Origin of the sequence: Solwaraspora sp. WMMB335, assembly GCF_049179075.1 — a bacterium.
Taxonomy (GTDB): Bacteria; Actinomycetota; Actinomycetes; order Mycobacteriales; family Micromonosporaceae; genus Micromonospora_E.
Genome location: NZ_JBMHMF010000001.1, coordinates 6499932 through 6518562, shown reverse-complemented (window position 1 = coordinate 6518562; position 18631 = coordinate 6499932). Strand labels below are relative to the sequence as shown.

19 protein-coding genes and 2 pseudogenes are annotated in these 18631 nt (G+C 68.8%); 8 read left to right on the top strand and 13 right to left on the bottom strand.

Annotation, left to right across the window (positions count from 1 at the left end):
- Positions 1–65: 65 nt before the first annotated feature.
- A pseudogene (locus ACN27F_RS28115) lies at positions 66–796 on the top strand (class I SAM-dependent methyltransferase).
- Positions 797–881: 85 nt separating this feature from the next.
- On the opposite strand, the gene ACN27F_RS28110 reads toward ACN27F_RS28115, so the two are convergent.
- The 4 genes from ACN27F_RS28110 to ACN27F_RS28095 all read right to left on the bottom strand — a co-directional run bounded on the left by ACN27F_RS28110 (position 882) and on the right by ACN27F_RS28095 (position 2869).
- Positions 882–1580: a DUF2637 domain-containing protein gene (locus tag ACN27F_RS28110; protein WP_421438450.1), complete on the bottom strand. Its 699-nt coding sequence runs from the start codon at positions 1578–1580 to the stop codon at positions 882–884.
- Positions 1577–1969 carry a hypothetical protein gene (locus ACN27F_RS28105; protein ID WP_421438448.1) on the bottom strand — a complete coding sequence of 131 codons (393 nt, stop codon included), beginning with the start codon at positions 1967–1969 and terminating at the stop codon, positions 1577–1579. Before ACN27F_RS28105 ends, ACN27F_RS28110 begins: the two co-directional genes overlap by 4 nt.
- Positions 1970–2183: 214 nt before the next feature.
- Positions 2184–2594: a type II toxin-antitoxin system VapC family toxin gene (locus ACN27F_RS28100; protein WP_421438446.1), complete on the bottom strand. Its 411-nt coding sequence runs from the start codon at positions 2592–2594 to the stop codon at positions 2184–2186.
- Positions 2591–2869: a type II toxin-antitoxin system Phd/YefM family antitoxin gene (locus ACN27F_RS28095; RefSeq protein WP_421438444.1), complete on the bottom strand. Its 279-nt coding sequence runs from the start codon at positions 2867–2869 to the stop codon at positions 2591–2593. The genes ACN27F_RS28100 and ACN27F_RS28095 overlap by 4 nt, the downstream gene beginning before the upstream one ends.
- Before the next feature lie 59 nt (positions 2870–2928).
- On the opposite strand from ACN27F_RS28095, the gene ACN27F_RS28090 reads away from it, so the two are divergent.
- The 4 genes and pseudogenes from ACN27F_RS28090 to ACN27F_RS28075 form a co-directional block, all read left to right on the top strand.
- Positions 2929–3231, top strand: coding sequence for a hypothetical protein (locus ACN27F_RS28090; RefSeq protein WP_421440492.1), 303 nt, complete (start codon positions 2929–2931; stop codon positions 3229–3231).
- The gene (locus ACN27F_RS28085) at positions 3168–3494 is read left to right on the top strand and encodes a hypothetical protein (RefSeq protein WP_421438442.1); all 327 of its coding nucleotides are present in this window, start codon (positions 3168–3170) and stop codon (positions 3492–3494) included. The genes ACN27F_RS28090 and ACN27F_RS28085 overlap by 64 nt, the downstream gene beginning before the upstream one ends.
- A 42-nt stretch (positions 3495–3536) precedes the next feature.
- Positions 3537–4379, top strand: a complete 843-nt coding sequence (locus ACN27F_RS28080; RefSeq protein WP_421438440.1) for an IS5 family transposase — start codon at positions 3537–3539, stop codon at positions 4377–4379.
- A 96-nt stretch (positions 4380–4475) separates the two neighbouring features.
- Positions 4476–5075: pseudogene (locus ACN27F_RS28075) on the top strand (FAD-dependent monooxygenase); the annotation flags it as partial.
- A gap of 24 nt (positions 5076–5099) precedes the next feature.
- Here ACN27F_RS28075 and ACN27F_RS28070 read toward each other — a convergent pair.
- Complete coding sequence (locus tag ACN27F_RS28070; protein WP_421438438.1) at positions 5100–5912, bottom strand: hypothetical protein; 813 nt, start codon at positions 5910–5912, stop codon at positions 5100–5102.
- Positions 5913–6117: 205 nt separating this feature from the next.
- Between ACN27F_RS28070 and ACN27F_RS28065 the strand changes: the two genes are divergently transcribed.
- Complete coding sequence (locus tag ACN27F_RS28065; protein WP_421438436.1) at positions 6118–6786, top strand: helix-turn-helix domain-containing protein; 669 nt, start codon at positions 6118–6120, stop codon at positions 6784–6786.
- Positions 6787–6830: 44 nt separating this feature from the next.
- On the opposite strand, the gene ACN27F_RS28060 is transcribed toward ACN27F_RS28065, so the two are convergent.
- Positions 6831–8375 carry an amidohydrolase family protein gene (locus tag ACN27F_RS28060; RefSeq protein ID WP_421438435.1) on the bottom strand — a complete coding sequence of 515 codons (1545 nt, stop codon included), beginning with the start codon at positions 8373–8375 and terminating at the stop codon, positions 6831–6833.
- Positions 8376–8414: 39 nt separating this feature from the next.
- Here ACN27F_RS28060 and ACN27F_RS28055 point away from each other — a divergent pair, with 39 nt between their 5' ends.
- Positions 8415–9059, top strand: coding sequence for a hypothetical protein (locus ACN27F_RS28055; RefSeq protein WP_421438433.1), 645 nt, complete (start codon positions 8415–8417; stop codon positions 9057–9059).
- 9 nt (positions 9060–9068) lie between these two features.
- Here ACN27F_RS28055 and ACN27F_RS28050 read toward each other — a convergent pair whose 3' ends face one another.
- From ACN27F_RS28050 to ACN27F_RS28025, 6 genes are all read right to left on the bottom strand, one after another.
- Positions 9069–10814, bottom strand: a complete 1746-nt coding sequence (locus tag ACN27F_RS28050; protein ID WP_421438432.1) for an ABC transporter ATP-binding protein — start codon at positions 10812–10814, stop codon at positions 9069–9071.
- Complete coding sequence (locus ACN27F_RS28045; protein WP_421438430.1) at positions 10811–12628, bottom strand: ABC transporter ATP-binding protein; 1818 nt, start codon at positions 12626–12628, stop codon at positions 10811–10813. Before ACN27F_RS28045 ends, ACN27F_RS28050 begins: the two co-directional genes overlap by 4 nt.
- Positions 12629–12782: 154 nt before the next feature.
- A complete protein-coding gene (locus tag ACN27F_RS28040) occupies positions 12783–12956 on the bottom strand; it encodes a hypothetical protein (RefSeq protein ID WP_421438428.1) in 174 nt (57 codons plus the stop codon).
- Between the two features lie 298 nt (positions 12957–13254).
- Positions 13255–14085, bottom strand: coding sequence for a class I SAM-dependent methyltransferase (locus ACN27F_RS28035; protein WP_421438427.1), 831 nt, complete (start codon positions 14083–14085; stop codon positions 13255–13257).
- Between the two features lie 93 nt (positions 14086–14178).
- Positions 14179–14469 (bottom strand): hypothetical protein, encoded by a 291-nt coding sequence (locus ACN27F_RS28030; protein WP_421438425.1) that lies wholly within the window; start codon positions 14467–14469, stop codon positions 14179–14181.
- A gap of 21 nt (positions 14470–14490) precedes the next feature.
- The gene (locus ACN27F_RS28025; RefSeq protein ID WP_421438424.1) at positions 14491–15378 is read right to left on the bottom strand and encodes a fructose bisphosphate aldolase; all 888 of its coding nucleotides are present in this window, start codon (positions 15376–15378) and stop codon (positions 14491–14493) included.
- A gap of 298 nt (positions 15379–15676) precedes the next feature.
- On the opposite strand from ACN27F_RS28025, the gene ACN27F_RS28020 reads away from it, so the two are divergent.
- Complete coding sequence (locus tag ACN27F_RS28020; protein WP_421438422.1) at positions 15677–17683, top strand: alpha/beta fold hydrolase; 2007 nt, start codon at positions 15677–15679, stop codon at positions 17681–17683.
- A 120-nt stretch (positions 17684–17803) separates the two neighbouring features.
- On the opposite strand, the gene ACN27F_RS28015 is transcribed toward ACN27F_RS28020, so the two are convergent.
- Positions 17804–18628, bottom strand: a complete 825-nt coding sequence (locus ACN27F_RS28015) for a siderophore-interacting protein (RefSeq protein ID WP_421438420.1) — start codon at positions 18626–18628, stop codon at positions 17804–17806.
- Between the last annotated feature and the right edge of the window lie 3 nt (positions 18629–18631).

Below are 18631 nucleotides of genomic sequence, written 5' to 3'. Positions count from 1 at the left end.
CGTGGGCGGTTCGTCACACCGCTGCACCCTTGCTTCCTCGAACGCCCGGACAGTTGGGTCAAGGCATGGCTCGAATTACGTACGACAACGCGGACGCCGCGGCGTTCGAGGCGACCCGTCACCTCACCGACGACGCGCTCTCGGCCTGGCGGGAAGCCGTGACCCGACACCTTGACCCCCAGGCAGGCATGCGAATACTCGACCTCGGCTCGGGCACCGGAATGTGGGCGCGAGCCTTCACCGCCTGGTACGACCGCATCGATGTCACCGCAGTCGAGCCCTCCGAGGCGATGCGCGCCCGCTCGATGTACCAGCCTGTCGTGCATGGCGACGCCGAGCGCATCCCGCTCGACGACGGCAGCGTCGACGCCGCCTGGATCTCCACGGTCATCCACCACGTGCCAGACCTGCACCGTGCAGCCCGAGAACTACGCCGGGTCGTCCGCCCCGGCGGCCCAGTGCTGATCCGCTCCGCGTTCGCCGGCCGACACCAAGCAGTCCCCTGTTCCGCTACTTCCCCGAAGCCATCCGTGTGCTCGACACCTACCCCAGCGTGGCCGACGTCGAAGCAGCCTTCACTGCCGCCGGGTTCGTCACCGTCGGCCTTGAACAGGTCCCGCAGGTAACCGCGGCCTCGCTACGCGAGGCCGCGACGACACTGCGCCGCGAGGCACACACCCCTCTGCCACTGATAAGCGACGACGAGTACGCCGCAGGCCTGGCCCGACTGCGCAAGGCAGCGCAACGTGAGACCGGACCCGTGGTTGACGCCCTGGACCTCCTCGTCCTCACCTGAGCAGCAACAAAATCTCGAGAAGATCACAGATAATCGTGGCATCTACGCACGGGATGCCCTCGGCGAGTATCCGAACGTCCACGCTTCACCCTTCTCGTGTTCGCGATGCCAGCAGTCGGCGGACATGCCGTTCCGACACACCGGCGTCCCTCGCGATGTCCGCCAGACTGGCGTCCGGACGCTCCGTTCGTAGCCGGACCACCCTTTCGGTCGTTCGTTCGCCATCCTCGCGCCTCCGTGACCGTGGCGGCCTGCGGAGCCGGACCTGCCTGTCCTCATTGCGGATCTGATCCGGATCGGGACGCAACCCCGAACCGCGGGCCACCAGCCTCACTTCAGGAATGTCCCGTGAATCGGTCGAACCGAGATCGTCCCCAGGCTCCTCCTCGGCGTCCACCCTTCGCAGTGACGCGTGAACGACCGGCCGGGCGCGGGAGAGCATCTCCACCACAAGCAGCAGCGCCACCGCCGGCCACGCCGCGACGATCCGGGCACCCAGGGTCGGTTGCGCGGCGGCGATGTTCGCCGCAACGCTGGCGGCCACACCGGCCACGAACGCGATTCGGGCCGACCAACGGACAGGCCTGCCGGCTCGCCTATCGTCGACCATCACGGTGGAGGCCACAATGAGCATGCCGTCAACGGAGATCGGCAATACGTAGGCAACCTCGGGACGCTCGCCGAACTTCAAGGCCACCGCGACCATATGGCTCCACGACGACCAGGCGGCGATCCCGGCCACAGCCACCGTGCTCACGTCGCGGGCGATCCGGGTCGGCGTCACCGGACCACCCCCGGACCGAGCCGATGTTCGATGGCCCGTACCTCAACGGGGTCCACTGCCGGACGTCCACCAATGTCCAGCCGCGTCTGGACATCGGCCCACCGCCGCCACCGGCGGACCACCTCGTCGACCTCCAAGCCAGTCGCCTCGGCGATGTCCGCCAGGTCCGCCCCAGCCCGCAGAGCGGCGTGGATCATCAAGGGCTGCCAACTCGTCCACCGGGACACCACCGCTGCGGACAACGCCAGCTCCGCGAGGACGTCATCGCGACCGGAGCCCGGCGTCCAGGCGACAGCATGATCATGAAGATCGAGAAGGAGCTTGAACGGGTTGATCTCTTGGGCGTCAACGAACCGCACCGGCAGTTCGGCCCGGCGAGCCGGAGTCATCGGGCACCGCCCGACGTCCGTGAGCTGGGCAAAGCCAGCGGCAGCGGGTCACCGGCGATGGTCGCCGGTTGGTTCGCATGGTGGTACCTCCGGCCCACTCGAAATGCGTACCCGAACGGAGAGGTGCAAGGTCGCAAAACGCAGGCCACGGCCGATGTCGCGGCCGCACGGCCAAGCGGCGACCGGACTTCGTACAGGGTGGCGGGTTCGTGGGTCAGTTCTGGCCGGGGCTTGCTACGGGTAGTCCTGCTTCCCTGGCGCAATCGAGCAGCCGCCGGTCGTAGGTGACGAAGGCGGTGAGCGCCGTGCCGGACTCGTTGGTCAGCACTTGGGCGGTGGCCAGGTGGACGGCGTCAAGGCTGCGGAGCGTCGGCTCGCCGAACGCGGCTGCGGTTGCCCGGATCGTGCTGTCGATCTCCAGTCGGAACAGCCGTCCGACAGCAGCCGGCACTCCGATCAAAGCCTGCGGAGCTGATCGGCGCAGCGCTCTGGGTACTTCCACCTCGACGAGAGCGGAGGAGACCAGCGGCACGTCGTCGTGCTTGTTCAGCCAGGAGACGAGGTCGGCGCTGCACGTCTCCTGCCGGACCAGCTTGACGACGGCAGCTGAGTCGAGATAGATCACCAGCGTTCCTCGTCACGCATCGCAACGAGCGAGGCGGCCACGTCCACACTCTCGTCACCGAGCTTCGGTGGAAGTGGAACAGAGCCGCCGCCGGTGGGAGGGACGGCTCGCCCTGCCGCTACCAACTTGGCCAACACCGACCTGTCGTCGCCTACCGGAACAAGTCGGGCGATCGGGTGTCCGCGATCGGTGATCTCGACGGTCTCCCCGCTGCTCACCCGAGCCAAGACCTGGCTCGTGTTCTGGTTCAGCTCCCGGACACCGATGCGTTCCATGGGCACGAGTGTAGAACCATATGTTCTACGGTTCTAGCTCCTGACGTCATCCGGGCTGCCTGTTCGCAAACCGGAGAGATCCACCGGCAACGCAACAGGTTTCGCCATCGACGCCAGCCGTCCTGACCTACCGGGTGGTCGCTCAACTGCTGGCGGTCACGGCCAACCACAGACACCGCTTGGACCTCCGCAACGAAACGCATCGACCCTCTCGAGGATCACAGGTTGGCGTGTTTTCAGTATGTGCTGTCAGTATACTGGTGGTGCGCCATGCATTGACGAGCGGACGATCGTGCCCATGGATATCGAAGAGCACGCGTTCCGCCAAGAGATCCGCCGGAGCCGGAGGAACCGCGCCTTGATCGTCGGCCTCGGGATCAGCGGGATCGCCACCGCCGTACGTCTGCACGCCATCGGCTGGGAGCCGGTGATCGTGGAGAGGTCGACCGGTCGCCGTACCGGCGGATATTTCATCGGGGTCTTCGGCGCCGGCCAGGCAGCGGCGCGGCGGCTCGGCATCCTGGACGCCATTCCCGACCGGTCGCCGGCGAACAGCGCCGACTACGCGGTCGCGCGTAATGGTGGGTTGATCGGCGCGCCTGAACGGATGCAGGCACAGAACTAGTGATCATGAAGTTACTGACGCTCCGTGATCACGGAAGGTTCTGTGCCTGCCATCCCAGCATGGCTGATCGAGCCGTTGTGGGTCCAGTTCGCCGCGCTGCTACCCGATCGGCCGACCTACCAACCGACACACCCGTTGGGCTGTCACCGTAGGCGGGTCGATGACCGCATCGTGTTCGACAAGCTGGTTCAGGTGTTGCGGTTCGGCTGCTCCTACGAGGCGATCGCCGATGCCACCTGTTCGGCCACCACGATCCGCGGCCGCCGTGACGAATGGATCCGCCTCGGGGTGTTCGCCCAGCTCAAGCAGATCGCCGTGGACGCCTACGACCGGCTCGTCGGCTTGGTCTTGAGTGACATCGCCGTAGACGGCTGCATCACCAAGGCTCCCGGCGGCGGTGACTGCGCCGGACGGTCCCCCGTCGATCGGGGCAAGCAGGGCATGAAACGCTCCACGATGGTCGACGGCTACGGCATTCCCCTCGGCCGGGTCCTGGCCGGCGCGAACCGACACGACTCGCCCCTGCTGGCACCCACCCTCGATCACCTCGACGACCTCGGCCCACTACCGCCGACCATCACGGTGCACCTTGACGCCGGCTACGACTCCGCCACCACCCGAACGCTGCTGGCCGAACGCGGCCTGACCGGCGAGATCGCCCACAAGGGCGACAAGGCACCCATCCAGGCGAGCCAACGGTGGCACGTTGAACGGACGAACAGCTGGCACAACGCGTTCAACCGGCTGCAACGCTGCCACGAACGAACAGAGAAGGTCATCGACGCGTACTTCGACCTCGCCGACGCGATCATCACCGTCCGCAGCCTCACCCGACGCGCATGGACCCTCTACCGATGGGACAACCGCCCCACCCGCCGCCGATGACCACCAACCATTCCGCGCGGCCTCTACGTCGTCACCCGATCCGGCGGTCGCCGGTCCGGGCTGGGATTCACCGATTTTCCCGGTGAGCCCAGGATCATGCTGCGTGGCGACGTGGAACAGGGTGCGTTCGCCGCGCTGCCGGACGATGTGGAGATCCGGTACTCGAGCACACCGGTTCACATCGAGCAGGACGCTAGTGGCGTCGACGTCACGCTGGAGCAGAATGGCACGACCGTCACGGAGCGTTTCGATCTGGTGGTGGGCGCCGACGGCCTGCGATCCACGGTCAGGCGCCTGGTGTTCGGCCCGCACGAGCAGTACCTGCACCGGCTCGGATACATGATCGCGGCTTTCCTGCTTCCGGGCCCGATCGGCGGCATGGCCCCGCACGAGGGTGCCATGCTGCTCGAACCGGGCCGCTCACTGCTGGTCCTGCCGTTCGCGGATCGCGCGCCGGCCGCGTTCTTCTCCTATCGCACCGATGATGTCGACTCGCAGTTCACCGGCCGGCCGGTCGAGCGGCTTCGCGCCGCCTACAGCCCTCAGCCCTACGGCAGGCTGCTCGGCGAGGCACTCGACGCGTTCGCTGTCACGGACGACTGCCTCTACGACACGGCCGAACAGGTGCGGATGAGCACGTGGTCGAAGGGCAGGGTGATGCTGGTCGGCGACTCCGCCTGGTGCGCGACCGTCTATTCCGGCATGGGGACCTCCGCGGCCCTAGCCGGCGCGGACCTGCTCGGCACGATGCTCCAGCGCCACAGCGACAGGATCGGCCCGGCGCTGCTGGCCTGGGAGAACCCTTCGTCCGCACATCGCCTCGTACCAGCGCACCGGTATCAAACAGATCTCCCTCTTCACCCCCGCCAGCAGGCGGCAGATCGTAGCGAGGCGGCTGTTCGAGTTCGTCGACAGGCTGCCGGTGGCCGGCGCCGCGATACGCCGGAGACTCAACAGCAGCAAGGACAATCTCGAAAAGGAGCGAGACATCGCATTCGTCAGCTGAGCGACGGCGATGTCGGACTTGGGGGCGTTGCGGTCGTCGACGAGATGTCTGCGGAGGCCGGTGGGCAGGGCGGGCTCGCCCGCGGTCCAGGTGTAGAAGGGCTCCGGCCGCAGTTCCGCGTCCGGTACGACCCGCAGGGGCTGTTCCAGGATCGCGCGAATGGCCGGAACGGCGCTCTCGTCGCCGACGAGAAGCTGCCAGGTCGCGCCCGGGGTCGGTCCGGCCGGAACCGGCGGATCGAGTACCTCCCCACCCGCGGGCACGCGGCCGGCTGGAGAGCGAACTGGAGCATCCACCGCTCGCTGGTCGGGAGCACGACCGGCCTTGGCCGGGCGGGCCGAAGAACACGCGGCCCGCCCGGTCGTACCCGGACTGCTCCAGGTGCCGGAAATCGTCTCCCCCACCGTGAGGAAGACGAAGTGCGGGCTGATCCGCACACGCCGCTGGACGGTCAAGGCCAACATCCGCCTCTGGCGCGGACGCCGATACTTGCCCGCCATCCCAACCATCTCTTCAAGTCTGGTCAACAGTCCCTCCCGACGTCGGCTCATATGATCGAGACGCCATCTCACCGCGACATCGAGCGCTCGGCCACCGGCAGATTGACAAACCATGACGAAAACCCGCCAACGTACGCCGCCGCCCACCCTCCGGGTGCTGACATCGCGGCGGGGAGCATGGTTGCCCGACGGCTACCACCTCGACACTCACCGTCACAATCAGGGTCAATTGGTGTACGCGGCAGCCGGAGCCCTGGCCACCACGACGGAGCACGGGACATGGATCGCCCCGGCCGACCGGGTGACCTGGACACCGCCCGGCTTCGATCACTCGCACCGCTTCTACGGCCGAGCCGACGCCCGGGTCGTCGCCGTCCCGGCGCGGATGTGCGACGAACTCCCGACACATCCCGGCGTATTCGCGGTCGGTCCCCTGCTCCGCGAGGCCATCCTGGCACTCACCGGCCGGCCGGAGGCCCGCCCTGGCGCCCACAAACGACTGCTCGCGGTCGTGATCGACGAACTCACCGAAGCACCCGAACAGCCGCTGCACCTACCCGAACCCAGCGACGACCGGCTACGCGTCGTCACCGACCTCCTGCATGCCGACCCCGGACGGACGGCGACCCTGGCCGAACTCGGACGGGGCGCCGGAGCCAGTGAACGCACCCTCAGCCGGCTGTTCCACACCGAACTCGGCATGAGCTTCCACCGCTGGCGCACGATCCTGCGCATCCATCATGCCCTCCCACACCTCGCCAACGGCGTCTCCGTCACCGCCACCGCCGGGCTGTGCGGATGGTCCAACCCTTCGAGCTTCATCGACGCGTTCACCGACATCGTCGGCCAGACCCCAGGCCGCTACCAAGCCGAACACTGCGCGAACCTGTCCAGTCATTGACTCGCATGCTTCCTCGTCGAGCCGTCCGGTCGGGCGTCAGATGATCAGCCCGCTGCTCCGGAGCCCGGTCGCGGATGGAGCGGTGCGTGACACGGGCAACCAGCGGGCACGGCTTGCCCGGCCGGCGCCGGTGTGCCTGCGGCGATGCGCTCGACCTCGGCGAGGATGCGCAGCCGCTCGTCCGGTCCGATGTAGCGCCCCCGTACGACAACCCCGGACACGGTCGCGGTGTTGGTGATGTCGCTCAGTGGGTCAGCGTCGAGCACCACCAGGTCGGCAGCATGTCCCGCAGCGACGCGGCCGGTGTCCGAGCCGAGGAACCGGGCCGGTTCCGCGGTCGCCGCGTGCAGCGCGGCCATCGGCGGCAGACCTGCTTCGACCAGCAGCGCCAATTCGTCGTGGACGGAGAAGCCGGGGTAGACCGCGACCGTGCCGGTGTCGGTGCCGGTCATGATCGGCACACCGTGCCCGTGCATCTCGCCGACCACCTGCAGCCGGCGGCCGAACTTGGCGGCCCACTCGGCGTCGGTCCACACCGGGCGGTCTGCGAGGTAGAACCTCTGCCGCGCGAACTCCATCGCCTCGACCGCCCACGACGGCAGGTAGCGGTTGCGCGGGTCGGCGGCGACGTCCACGGTCCGGGCGAAGTCGATGCCACGGTGCACGGCGAGGGTGGGTACCTGGCGGGTCCGGCGGCGGACAAGCGCGCCGAACACCCTGCGGGCCTTGGCCCCGCTGTGGGTGTTCATGGCGGTCCACTCGAGCGGGTGAATGGCGGCGAACCAACCGCTGTAGTCACCGAGTTCGAGACGGATCCGGGCGATCGCGGCGCGGAGACGACGCTCGGCGAACGAGGTGTCGAAGAACGTCCAGAACAGGTGCTCGACGCTGGCCTGTCCGAGGTCGGCGGCCTCCTCCAGCGGCACTTCGTCCGGGCAGTGGCCAGCGAAGGACATGCCGTGCTGGCGTGCCTCAGCGGCAAGAGCCCGATAGGCGGAACGGCTGAGCCGTGTGTAGACCTTGACGAAGTCCGCGCCTGCGGCCTGCTGCTGACGGACGGCCTCGCGGGCCTGACCGGCATCGGCGACCTGGACGACGTCGAGGAACGCGGGATCCCAGAGAGACGGCGAGCCGTCGACGATCTTGCTGCCGAGGACGTAGCGCGGGCCGAGAAGGGTGCCGGCCTCGATGCGGTCGCGCCAGTCGCGCGCGAGCGGCGAGCCGGCCATGTCGCGTACGGTGGTGACACCGTTGGCGATGTTCAGTGCGGGGTCGATTCCCTCCGCCTGGGCGTGGGCGTGCATGTCCGCGAGACCGGGAATGACGAACCGGCCGCGCAGGTCCACCTCCGTCGCGCCCTGCGGTGCTGGCCCACGGTGCACGCTGGCGATCCGGTCGCCGCGGATCACCACCGTCGTGTTCGGCAGTATCCGGCCGCTGTGCGGGTCGATGACGGTGACATGGGTGAGTGCGATGCCACCGGTGGTGGGCCGGTCCGCTGCCGCGGCCGCCGGCCGGGCGAGTATTCCGGCGGCTCCGGCGGCAAGTCCGGCGGTCATCACGCCCCGGCGCGAGAAGTCTCTTGGCATGCGCCGATTCTGTCCACCTCGGAGGCGGCGAACCATCCGGTGAACCCCACCTTCCGGGGTGGGGCATCCCCACGACGAGACACCCGGTTCACCGGACCGCCCGGGGCTCACCCGTTCGTACGCGTCTCCTGGTCCCCCCTCGCCGGCCTCCTGACGCGGGCACACCGCGACATCACGGCGGGGCTGCTGGGCGTGCCGAGTGCCGACCTGGCGGGCCTGGCCCTGATCGCCCCGATCCGGCGGAACCTGGGGGCAGAGCGGACGCCGCAGCGCCGTCGCCCGCTTGCGGAGATCTCCGAGGGCGTCCGTTGGCTGTGGCACCAGGACCTCCTGCGCGCCCTCGTGGCGATCGCGTCGGCCGGTAACCTGGCCTTCACCGCCCTCGGCCTGACCATCATCGTGCGCGCCACCGACCTCGGCGCTTCTTCGGCCGCTGTCGGTGTTCTCCTTGGCCTGTTCGGCGTGGGCGCGATCACCGGCGCTCAGCTGGCCACACCGGTGCAGCGCCTCGTCACCCCGAACGTGATGTCGGTGCCCTCCTCGGCGGCATATCCCTGGAAACCCCCGGTGCGGTGTGGACTTTCGCTGCCCCGGCGACGTGGCTGGCCGTCGCCGCGGTGGCGTCGACGGCGAGCCGACAGATCAGGCGGGCCCGAGGCTGGGAACGCTCACCGACAGCATTGAGGTCAATGGTCACGAGCGGGTGGTGGCTTCCAGGCGCCAGCCGACGGCGCTGGAACGCTCGAGCCAGAACGCGGCGTAGCGGCCGCCCGAGGCCAGCAGGGCGTGGTGGGTGCCGGTCTCGGCGACCTGACCGTGCTCGTCGAGGACGACGATCTGATCGGCGTTCACCACGGTGGAAAGCCGGTGTGCGATCACCACCAGGGTCGAGCGTTCCCGCAGGGCCGCCAGGGAGCGTTGAACGTACCGCTCGTTCTCGGGGTCGAGCGCCGCGGTGGCCTCATCGAGCAGCACGATCGGGGCGCGTTTGACGATCGCCCGGGCGATGGAGACGCGCTGGCGCTCGCCGCCGGACAGCGCCGATCCGGCTTCGCCGACCGGTGTGTCCCATCCGTGCGGTAGTCGATCGACGATCTCGGTCACCCCGGCCAGCAGCGCGGCTTCGTCGACGTCGCTCTCGCTGGCGTCGGGACGGCCGAAGCGGATGTTCTCCCGCAGCGTGTCGTCGAAGAGGTACACGTCCTGGAACACCAGGGCGAGCTGCGCCATGAGATCCGCTGCGGTCTGATCGCGGACGTCCACGCCGCCGACGCGGACCGCGCCGGCGTCCACGTCGTAGAAGCGCGCGACAAGCCGGGTGATCGTGGTCTTGCCGGAGCCGGACGGCCCGACGAGCGCGGTCGTGGTGCGCTGCGGCACAGTGATGGTCACGTCGTTGAGCACCGGCGTACCGGGTTCGTAGCCGAAGTGGACATGGTCGAGTTCCACCAGTCCGGCCACGCTGACGGGGGCGGACTGCTCCGGTTCGGGCAGCGGCCGGGCGCCCATGATGCCCTGGATGCGGGTCAGTTCGCCGCGGATCTGGCGCAACGAGCCACCGAACTCACCGACCTCCGACAGCGGCTGCACGAACCGGGAGGCCACTCCGAGCAACGCGAGCAGATCGACACCGGACATGGTGCCGTCGAGCGCGAGTGCGGCGGTGAGAACGACGAACCCGGTGAAGACGAGCTGAATGGTCACCCCGTTGAGCGACAACCCCAGGACAGCCTCGATCATGGTGCGCCGGGCGATCTTCCGCTGCTGCGTGATCGCCGCGGTGAGCGGCGGGTAGCCGGCCCCGGTAGTGCGGCCGAAGGCGCGCAGCACCGGCTGGCAGCGGGCGAACTCGATGACCCGGTCACTGGACTCGACCGCGGCCTCGTGCGCGGCGAGCTCGCTACGCGCGATCAACCGCGCGGACGCTCGGGCGGCGAGGGCGATGACCGGCGCCGCGACGAGCAGAGCCAAACCGAGCCGCCAGTCGAAGAAGAACATGGCGGCGGTGACCGCGGCCGGCGCGGCGATCCCGACGACGAGCGGGGTCATCAGATGGGCCGCGGCGCCGCCGGCGGCGAGGGTCCCCTTGGCGGCGATCTGGGCGACGCTGCCGGTCTTGCCGGCGAACCAGCCGATCGGCAGCCGCACGAGGTGGTCGCCGATGTTCAAATGCATGGTACGGAGCACGGTCAGCGCCACGCCGAATCCACGCATCGCCTGTACGTAGTGGGCGACAGCGCAGCACAGGACCGCGACGGCGAGCACGCCGATCCACATCCGCACGCCCGGCCAGTCGCCGATGGCAAGGGCACGGGCGATCGGGACGAGCAGACTGACGGCGAAGCCCTGCAGGACGCCGTAGAGGCTCGCCCAGAGGAGAAACCGCGTGTAGTCACCCTGATGCTCAGGGCCGAGCGCGGCCCGCAGCTGACGGATCATCGCGAGTCCCCTCTCGATGTGGCGGCCGATGTAGAGTCACCTTGGTGGGCCCGCCACATGCGCGCATATACGCCATCGGCGTCCAGTAGACCGTCGTGGGTTCCGACCTCGGCGATGCGGCCGTGATCCAGTACGACGATCTGATCGGCCGCGGTGATCGAGGCGAGCCGGTGGGCGATCACCAGCAGGGTGCGCCCACTGACCAGGCCCGCGAGCGCGGTCTGGATCCGCGTCTCCGATTCCGGGTCGGCGAACGCGGTCGCCTCGTCGAGAATCAGGATCGGCGGGTCGGCCAGGACGGCCCTGGCGATCGACACCCGCTGCGCCTCACCGCCGGAAAGCAGCGCGTCCACGCCGACCACCGAGTCGTATCCGCGCGGCAGGGCGAGGACCCGGTCGTCGATCTGCGCCAGCCGCGCGGCACGCCGCACCTCCTCGAGCGTCGCGTCGGGCCGAGCCAACCGGATGTTGTCGGCCACGGTCGCCCGCAGCAGTTGGACGTCCTGCAACACGAACCCCACCCACCGGTACAGCTCTCCCGTGGCGATGTGCCGCACATCCACCCCGCCGATCGAGATACGACCCTCGCCCACGTCGTGGAACCTCGCCACCAGCGTCGCCAACGTCGACTTCCCCGACCCGGACGGCCCCACCAGCGCGGTAACCGTACCGACCGGCAGCGTCAGGTCGATATCGTGGAGCACCCGATGCCGACCGTCGTAGCCGAACCCGACTCCTTCGATCCGTACCTCCGCCGACTCGGGCGACTGCGGCTGCGACGGCTCGCACAGCACCGGAGTAGCCAGAAGATCGGTGATTCGCTTCGCGGCGGCTGCGGCCTCGCGGCGGGACTGCATGCTGAAGCTCACCGTCATGATCGCCGCCGGCAGCGTCATCGCCACCAGGGCCGCCGTCACCAGGTCGACAACGCTGACCCGGCCCTGGGCGACGAACCACGTCCCGACGACGATGTTCACCAGCAACACGAACGGAGCGGAGATCGGGATCGTCGCCAGGGCGTCGGTGCGCAACATCGGCCGCACCCACGCGGCGTACGCCTCGGCGAACCGCATGGCCGCCTTCCGGTAGGCAGCGTGCGCGCGACCGGCCTGCCCGAAAGTCTTGACGACCGAGACGCCGGAGACGAACTCGACGATGGTCGCGCTGATCCGCGCGATCCCGGCGTTCATCTCGATCATCTTCGCGGTCATCCCCCGCGCCATGACCGCGTAGGCGGTCAGGTAGATCGGCAGAGTCGCGACTCCCACCAGCGCAAGCCGCCAGTCCAGTACGAACAGGTACGCCAGGCCGGCCAGCGGCACGGTGATCGCCGCGGTGGTCTCCACGGCACCGTGGGCCACGAGATAGTGAATGTCGCTGATGTCATTCTGGGTGGCCTTGCGAACCAGGCCGGACGAGTTCTGGGTGAACCACCCCAGCGGCACCCGGCCCAGTCGCTCGACGATACGGGTACGAATGACCCCCTGCATCCGGGCATCGGCGAAGTGCGTCACCGACAGGGCCGCACCGCCGAGCACCGTTCGGGCGAACAGGGCGACCACCACCGCGGCGGCGATCCACCACACCCGTTCGCGGTCCACCTCGCCGGTAGTGAGGAAGGCCTTTCCCAGCTCGGCGATGGCCACGTACGGCGCGATCGTCGCGATCGAGGCCAACACCTGCAGCACTACCCCGGTGGCCAGCGAAGCCCGAGCTGGGGCGAGGAGATCGGACAGTGCCCGCGACGACGCGCGCGCCTGTGCCTTGGCGTCCGCCGGTCTCGACGGGTTGGGGTCCGGCGCTGACGGAGCCATTGCTTCAGCATCCACGATCGCGGCCATGTGAGCTCCTCGGACTTTCGGGCCGGGTGGGTGAGGCAATAGGTAGCGGTGACGGAGCGAAATCACCGCCAACGGGATCACCGTGCGACAACAGTCCTCCGCCGGCAAGCGCGGCCGCGCCGGGCATTCAGCGGTCCGGGAACGTACTGGTCATGTGGGACGCGGTCACGGCCGCCACGACGAGTGCGCCCGCCACGACGACGCCGATATCGAACCCGCAGACGACCGCGAGTACCTGCGCCACGACGTACCAGAGCCGCACCGTCGATTCCGCCGGGTACCGGTACTCGCGGGGCGCCACGGGTACACCACGGCGAAGCCCACGCACGAAGCGTGGGTCGTCACGCTCACAGAGAAGGGTCAGTGACTCCAGCGTGGGATGCATGCGTCCGACCCCCATCCCCGCCCGGGCCCGGCTGGCCTGCGTCGCGGGCGCGCACCGACAGCCCATCACAATAGATAACGATTTTCAATACTGATAAGGGTCACCAGTTCGGTCGTGAGCGCCACCGAGGGTCGACCGACGGCAACCGCGACCGCCCACACCACCGGCCCGTCCTGACAGCGGGCAGCGAGGCGGGCCGCAACGGTCAGCTCCGTCAGCCCCGGGCGAAACGGAACAGATTCAGCCGGTAACTGCGCACTCGTCGGCGGAACACGGCGCCCATGACGAGCGACATCACCCGGAACCGGAGCGGCATCCGAGCGCGCAACTCCGGTGCCGGATCGAGGAACGTACGCGATTCGAGCAGTCGTACGCCGAGGCGCTCCATCTCGGCAGGATCTTCGCACACCCAGGTCATCCGTGCGCCCATGGTGCGTATGACGTCATTGCGATTCACCGAGTCGGCCATCGCCCGCCCACCGGTCTCCGCCGCCAGCAACGCGCCGGGGAAATTCGCTCCGAGGAGGCGGAACACCTCTTCCACGTGGTACGGCTCGAGGTACAGCAGGACAGCCTCGGCCACGAACAGGTAGGGGCCCGGACCGGTCTGCACCGTCCGCACCCACGCAGGGTCGAGCACCGAGGCCGGCAGCATCCGACGTCGGTCCGTGTCGTGGAAGAACCGGCAGCGCAGGGTGATCACGTCGGGAAGGTCGAGGTCGAACCACGTGACCCGGCCGTTGTCCAGCCGGTCGAACCGGGTGTTGAGGCCGGTACCGATCTCCACGACGGTTCCCCCGGGGTGCTCGGCCAGGAATCGACGCACCCACACATCGAACATGACTGTCCGCAGGACGGCACCCGTCGCACCGCTGGCGAACGCCTTCATCCGAGCGAAGTCGTAGCCGAGGGACTCGACGATCTGGACCGCGCGGGGGTCGCTCAGCAGCGGCCTGCGCTTGCGCGTCTCCACCGCCCGTCCGTACAGCGGGATCATCAACGTCTGCTCGACGGCTCCCAGCCGTACGCCTGCCTCGTCGTTCATGATCGCTCCGCCGTCAAAAGTGATTTCCGGTGTAAAGCGTTGTCGATCCTTTCCCGCCCTCACCCACGGACGAGCCGGCCCGGGTGACCGGGGTTAGCCTGGCTTGCGCGTAGCGCCCTGCAGCCGGTGGACCATGGCATCCAGCCGGCGGAGCACCTCCGTTTCGGTCGCTCCAGTGGCTGTGGCGAGCTCGATGGCCAGGAGGCGGGACACCGTGGCCAGCCCGACGGTCACTTCGACGAGGGCCGGCTCATCGTGCAGCGCCTGCTGGAGCGCGGTCTCGGGTTCGCGGTCCTCGGCCGCCCATGTGGTGACCACCCGCAGGCCTGATCGCAGGCAGCGGAACTGTGTCGGGGAAAGCCAGGAGCCAGTCTCACCGCCCATGATCATCAACCCGCCTCGGTCTCAGGCGATCGAGGCCTGGTAGATGGACTCGATCGACGTATCGAGGGTGCGGTCGAACTCCTCGTCGCTCTGCTGCGCCGTCAATCCGTCCAGGAGCGCACGGCTGAAGCTGGCGATGAGCCCCGGGTTGCGGGACAGGCGCGCGTTGGCTTCGTCACGGCTGTAGCCGCCGGAGAGCGCGACGACGCGGGCAATCGCCGGGTGGGCGACGAGATCGGCGTAGAACCCGTCGATCGAGGGGATGGTGAGCTTGAGGGCAACCTTGCGGTCACCCAACGCATCGAGCCGCTGCGTGATCGCCGCCTTCAACAGCGTTTCGGCCTCGGGCTTGTCCGGGGCCTTGATGTCGACCTCAGGCTCGATGATCGGCACCAGGTCCGCTGCGAGAACGCGTTCGGCGATCTCGAACTGCTGGGCGACGATGCGGTCGATCCCGGCAGCGTTCGCCGAGTGGATGACCGAGCGCTCCTTCGTGCCGAACACGCCGGCCGCTCGGGCACGGCTGAGCAGCTCGTCGAGGGCCGGAATCTCCCGCATCGGTTGAACGCCGTCCTGCTCGTCCTGCATGCCCTTGTCGATCTTGAGGAAGGGAATGATGCCCTTGTCTTTCCAGAGGTAGTCGACGAATCCGCGCCCGTCGAGCTGGCGGTCGAGGGTGCCCTCGAACAGGATCGCCCCCAGGATGCGCTCGCTCGTGAAGGCGCGGCTGGTGACGACACGGACGCGCGCGGCGTGAATCAGGTCGAACATCTCCGTCTCGGAGGAGTACCGGGACTCCTCGATGCCGTACAGCCGCAGCGCCTTCGGCGTGCTGCCGCCGCTCTGGTCCAGCGCGGCGATGAACCCGCGTCCGGTCTCGAATCGGGTGAGCTGCTCCGGGTCGGGCACGGGCGTTCCTCTCGTGGTCCTGGCTTGATCGCCGCCAGCCTAATAGAAAACCGTTTTCAGTACAGCCTGCCTTGCGATGCCCCGTCCTGCAACAGTCAAGCGGGCGGCGGGCACGCGGTTCGACGTGACGAGCGACTCACTCGGCGGTTCGGCACGGGTGCCGTCGCGCGGGGCAGCAGTATCCGGGGCACCGCTGGTGAGGCCATCCCCACCAGAGATACACCAGCTGACGGCATCGCTCCTCGACGCCCGTGCGCAGCAGACTCGTCGTCGACACTTCCTGGCTAGTGAGGTTGACGTGGTACGACTGCGACGGCGTTTCACCGGTGCGCGGATCACCGCGCTGGTCGTGATCGGCGCCTTGACCACCGGTCTCGGCCAGGTGGCCACGCCGGCCTCTCGGTCCGTGGTGGAGGTACCGTCCGGCGCACGGGCGGGCGACTTCACCCAGCGGCCTTGCCGGTACGAGACCGAGGACGGTCCTCGGGAAGCGGATTGCGGAACGCTCGTCGTGCCGGAGAACCGCCTCCGACCCGACTCGCGACTCATCGCCCTGCCGGTCATCCGGATCAGGGCCACCGGCGAGCGTCCGGGCGAGCCGGTCTTCTGGCTGACCGGTGGCCCCGGCGGGACGAACCTGAAGATCCGCCAGGCCGGTCGGCTGACCGGCGGCCACGACGTCGTACTCGTCGGCTACCGGGGCGTGGACAGCTCGACCATTCTCGACTGTCCCGAGGTACCGGCCGTGCTGCGGGTGTCGGCCGACCTGACCGGCCCCGACACCCAAAGCCGCTACGCAACCGCCCTGGCCGACTGCTACCACCGGCTCGCCGGCAACGGCGTCGACCTCGACGGATACTCGCTGCCGCAGCGGGTCGACGACCTGGAGGAGGCCCGCCGTGCTCTGGGCTACGACCGGATCAACCTGCTCAGCACGAGTGCCGGCACCCGCACGGCCATGATTTACGCCTGGCGCCACCCGAGGGTTGTCCACCGGTCGGCGATGATCTCGGTGAACCCGCCCGGCCACTTTCTGTGGGACCCCGCGATCACCGACCGACAGCTGCGCTACTACTCGACGCTGTGCGCTCGCGACCCAGGCTGCTCGGCCCGTACTCCCGATCTCGTGGCCAGCATGACGGCGACCGCGGCGGACATGCCGACCCGTTGGGGCCTCCTTCCGATCAAGGAGGGCACCGTCCGCGCCGCCACCCTGTGGGGGATGTTCCACAGCACCTCGTCCTCCGCCCCGCTCAACGCACCGACCACGATCGATGCCTGGCAGGCTGCTGCCGCTGGCGACCCCAGCGGCTTCTGGGCCCTGTCCGTGCTGGCCGACCTGGCACTTCCCGACAGTTTCGTTTGGGGCGAGTTCGCGGCCAGCGGCGTCATCGACGCGGAGGCGATCCGAAACTTCTACGCGGCCGGCGGTGACCGTCACTCGATCCTCGGTAATGCCCCGGTCGAGTTCCTCTGGGCCGGCGGCGGCCTGACCCAGGCCTGGCCGGCCAGCCCGGACTACGACGGGTACCGCACCGTGCGACCGAGCGACGTCGAGACCCTGCTGATCGGCGGTACCGTCGACTTTTCCACCCCGGCCGAGCTGGCCACCGCGGAGTTGCTGCCCGCGCTGTCCAACGGGCACCAGGTGATCCTGGCAGAGCTGGGTCACTCCGGGGACTTCTGGAACGCCCAGCCCGAGGCAGCGACGCACCTGCTCACCACGTTCTTCGACCAGGGCAAGGTCGACGCCTCCCACTTTCGAGCCCAACCGGTCGACTTCGCCGGTGTAGCGCCCAGCATGTCCACTATCGCGCGTGTGCTGGCCGGGCTCCTGGTCGGCGTCGCCCTGCTCGGGATGATGCTGCTGGCTCTGCTGACTTACCGGGTGCGTCGGCGCGGCGGCTTCGGTCCGCGCTCCAGCGTCGTCATCCGCACTCTGGTGCCGCCGGTGGCCGGGCTCGGCGGCTGGTTTCTCGCCCTGCTCACCGTGGCCAGCGTCTGGCCCGGCCTGCTCGGCAGTCAGGTCCTTGCCGTACTCGCCGTGGCCCCGGCCGTCGGGGCGGGTGTCTGGCTCGGCTCCATCCAGCGCGACCGGCCGGGCGGACGCGGAGGTTTCCTGGCGGCCGCGATGACCGGGGCACTGGTCGGTGCCGGCATAGGGGCGCTACTGGTCCCGGGGTACGCCGGGTCGCTCGTCGCTCTTGCCTGCGCCTGCCTCGCGGCCAACCTCGGGGTCCTTCTACTGGAGCTGACCCGCAGCCCTGCCACGGTCGGTGCCAGACGGCGTCCCCTCCCCCGTTGACGACCGACATGGGCGGTGGCAAGGCGGTGAGAATCGTCGCCGCCACGACAGCGTCGATGGCTGCACCCATCCTCGAAACCGGGTCACGGTGGCGTCATGGTGGGTGAACCTCGCGAACGTTCACATCGCGGCGTGGCCGTGCCGCCAGTAGCCGACGAAGTCGACGTGGTTCTTGGGAATTCCACGCTCGGTGACCAGGTACCGACGGGCGCCGGTGGCCAGCGCGGACTCACCGACCAGGTAGCCGTAGACCGTGCCGTCCGGCAGTTGGGCCGCCCGCAGCGCGTCAAGGGCCAACCGACCGGGGACCTCGTCCGGCTTCGACGTCCCCTCCCGGTCGACCCAGATCAGCTGTATGCCGGGCGGTACCGGGAAGTCCTGGCGGTCGGAGGCAGCCGGGATCTCCACGATGGCCAGACCACGGGCGCCTGCCGGCAGCGCCTGACAGATCCCGGCGACCGCGGGCAGCCCGGTTTCGTCGGCGACCAGCAACGTCCAGTCGTGCTCGTGCCGTGGGTTGAACCCGACGCCCTGGTCGAGGATGCCGACCTGGTCACCCGGCCGGGCGCTCGTCGCGAACATGGCGGCCGGCCCGCTGGTGCCGTCCGCGTCGGCGTGGACGACGAAGTCGATGTCCATCTCGCGCAGGTCGGCCCGGAACGCACGTACGGTGTACGACCGCACGTGCGGTCGTTTCACCCGCGGGGTGGCCAGGTACTGGGCGTACCACAGGTTCGACGAGCGGGTGGGCAGGCGCAGGCCCTCCTGGCCATCGCGGGCGAGGAACAGCCGCATCCACTGGTCGAAGCCGAGCGGGGTGAACTGCGTCAGGCCGTCGCCACCGACGGTCATCCGGATTACGTGCGGACTGATCCGCTTGGTGCCGACCACCTCGACCATGAGCACGTGCGGGTCGACCGGCTTGCGCATCTTGTAGTTGGCCATCTG

Coding starts and splice junctions, on each gene's coding strand:
- ACN27F_RS28095 (WP_421438444.1), bottom strand. CDS start 2,869: ATGGAACGCATCGGTGTCCGGGAGCTGAACCAGAACACGAGCCAGGTC.
- ACN27F_RS28085 (WP_421438442.1), top strand. CDS start 3,168: ATGGATATCGAAGAGCACGCGTTCCGCCAAGAGATCCGCCGGAGCCGG.
- ACN27F_RS28060 (WP_421438435.1), bottom strand. CDS start 8,375: ATGCCAAGAGACTTCTCGCGCCGGGGCGTGATGACCGCCGGACTTGCC.
- ACN27F_RS28050 (WP_421438432.1), bottom strand. CDS start 10,814: ATGATCCGTCAGCTGCGGGCCGCGCTCGGCCCTGAGCATCAGGGTGAC.
- ACN27F_RS28045 (WP_421438430.1), bottom strand. CDS start 12,628: ATGGCTCCGTCAGCGCCGGACCCCAACCCGTCGAGACCGGCGGACGCC.
- ACN27F_RS28030 (WP_421438425.1), bottom strand. CDS start 14,469: ATGGGCGGTGAGACTGGCTCCTGGCTTTCCCCGACACAGTTCCGCTGC.
- ACN27F_RS28015 (WP_421438420.1), bottom strand. CDS start 18,628: ATGGCCAACTACAAGATGCGCAAGCCGGTCGACCCGCACGTGCTCATG.
- ACN27F_RS28105 (WP_421438448.1), bottom strand. CDS start 1,969: ATGACTCCGGCTCGCCGGGCCGAACTGCCGGTGCGGTTCGTTGACGCC.
- ACN27F_RS28035 (WP_421438427.1), bottom strand. CDS start 14,085: ATGAACGACGAGGCAGGCGTACGGCTGGGAGCCGTCGAGCAGACGTTG.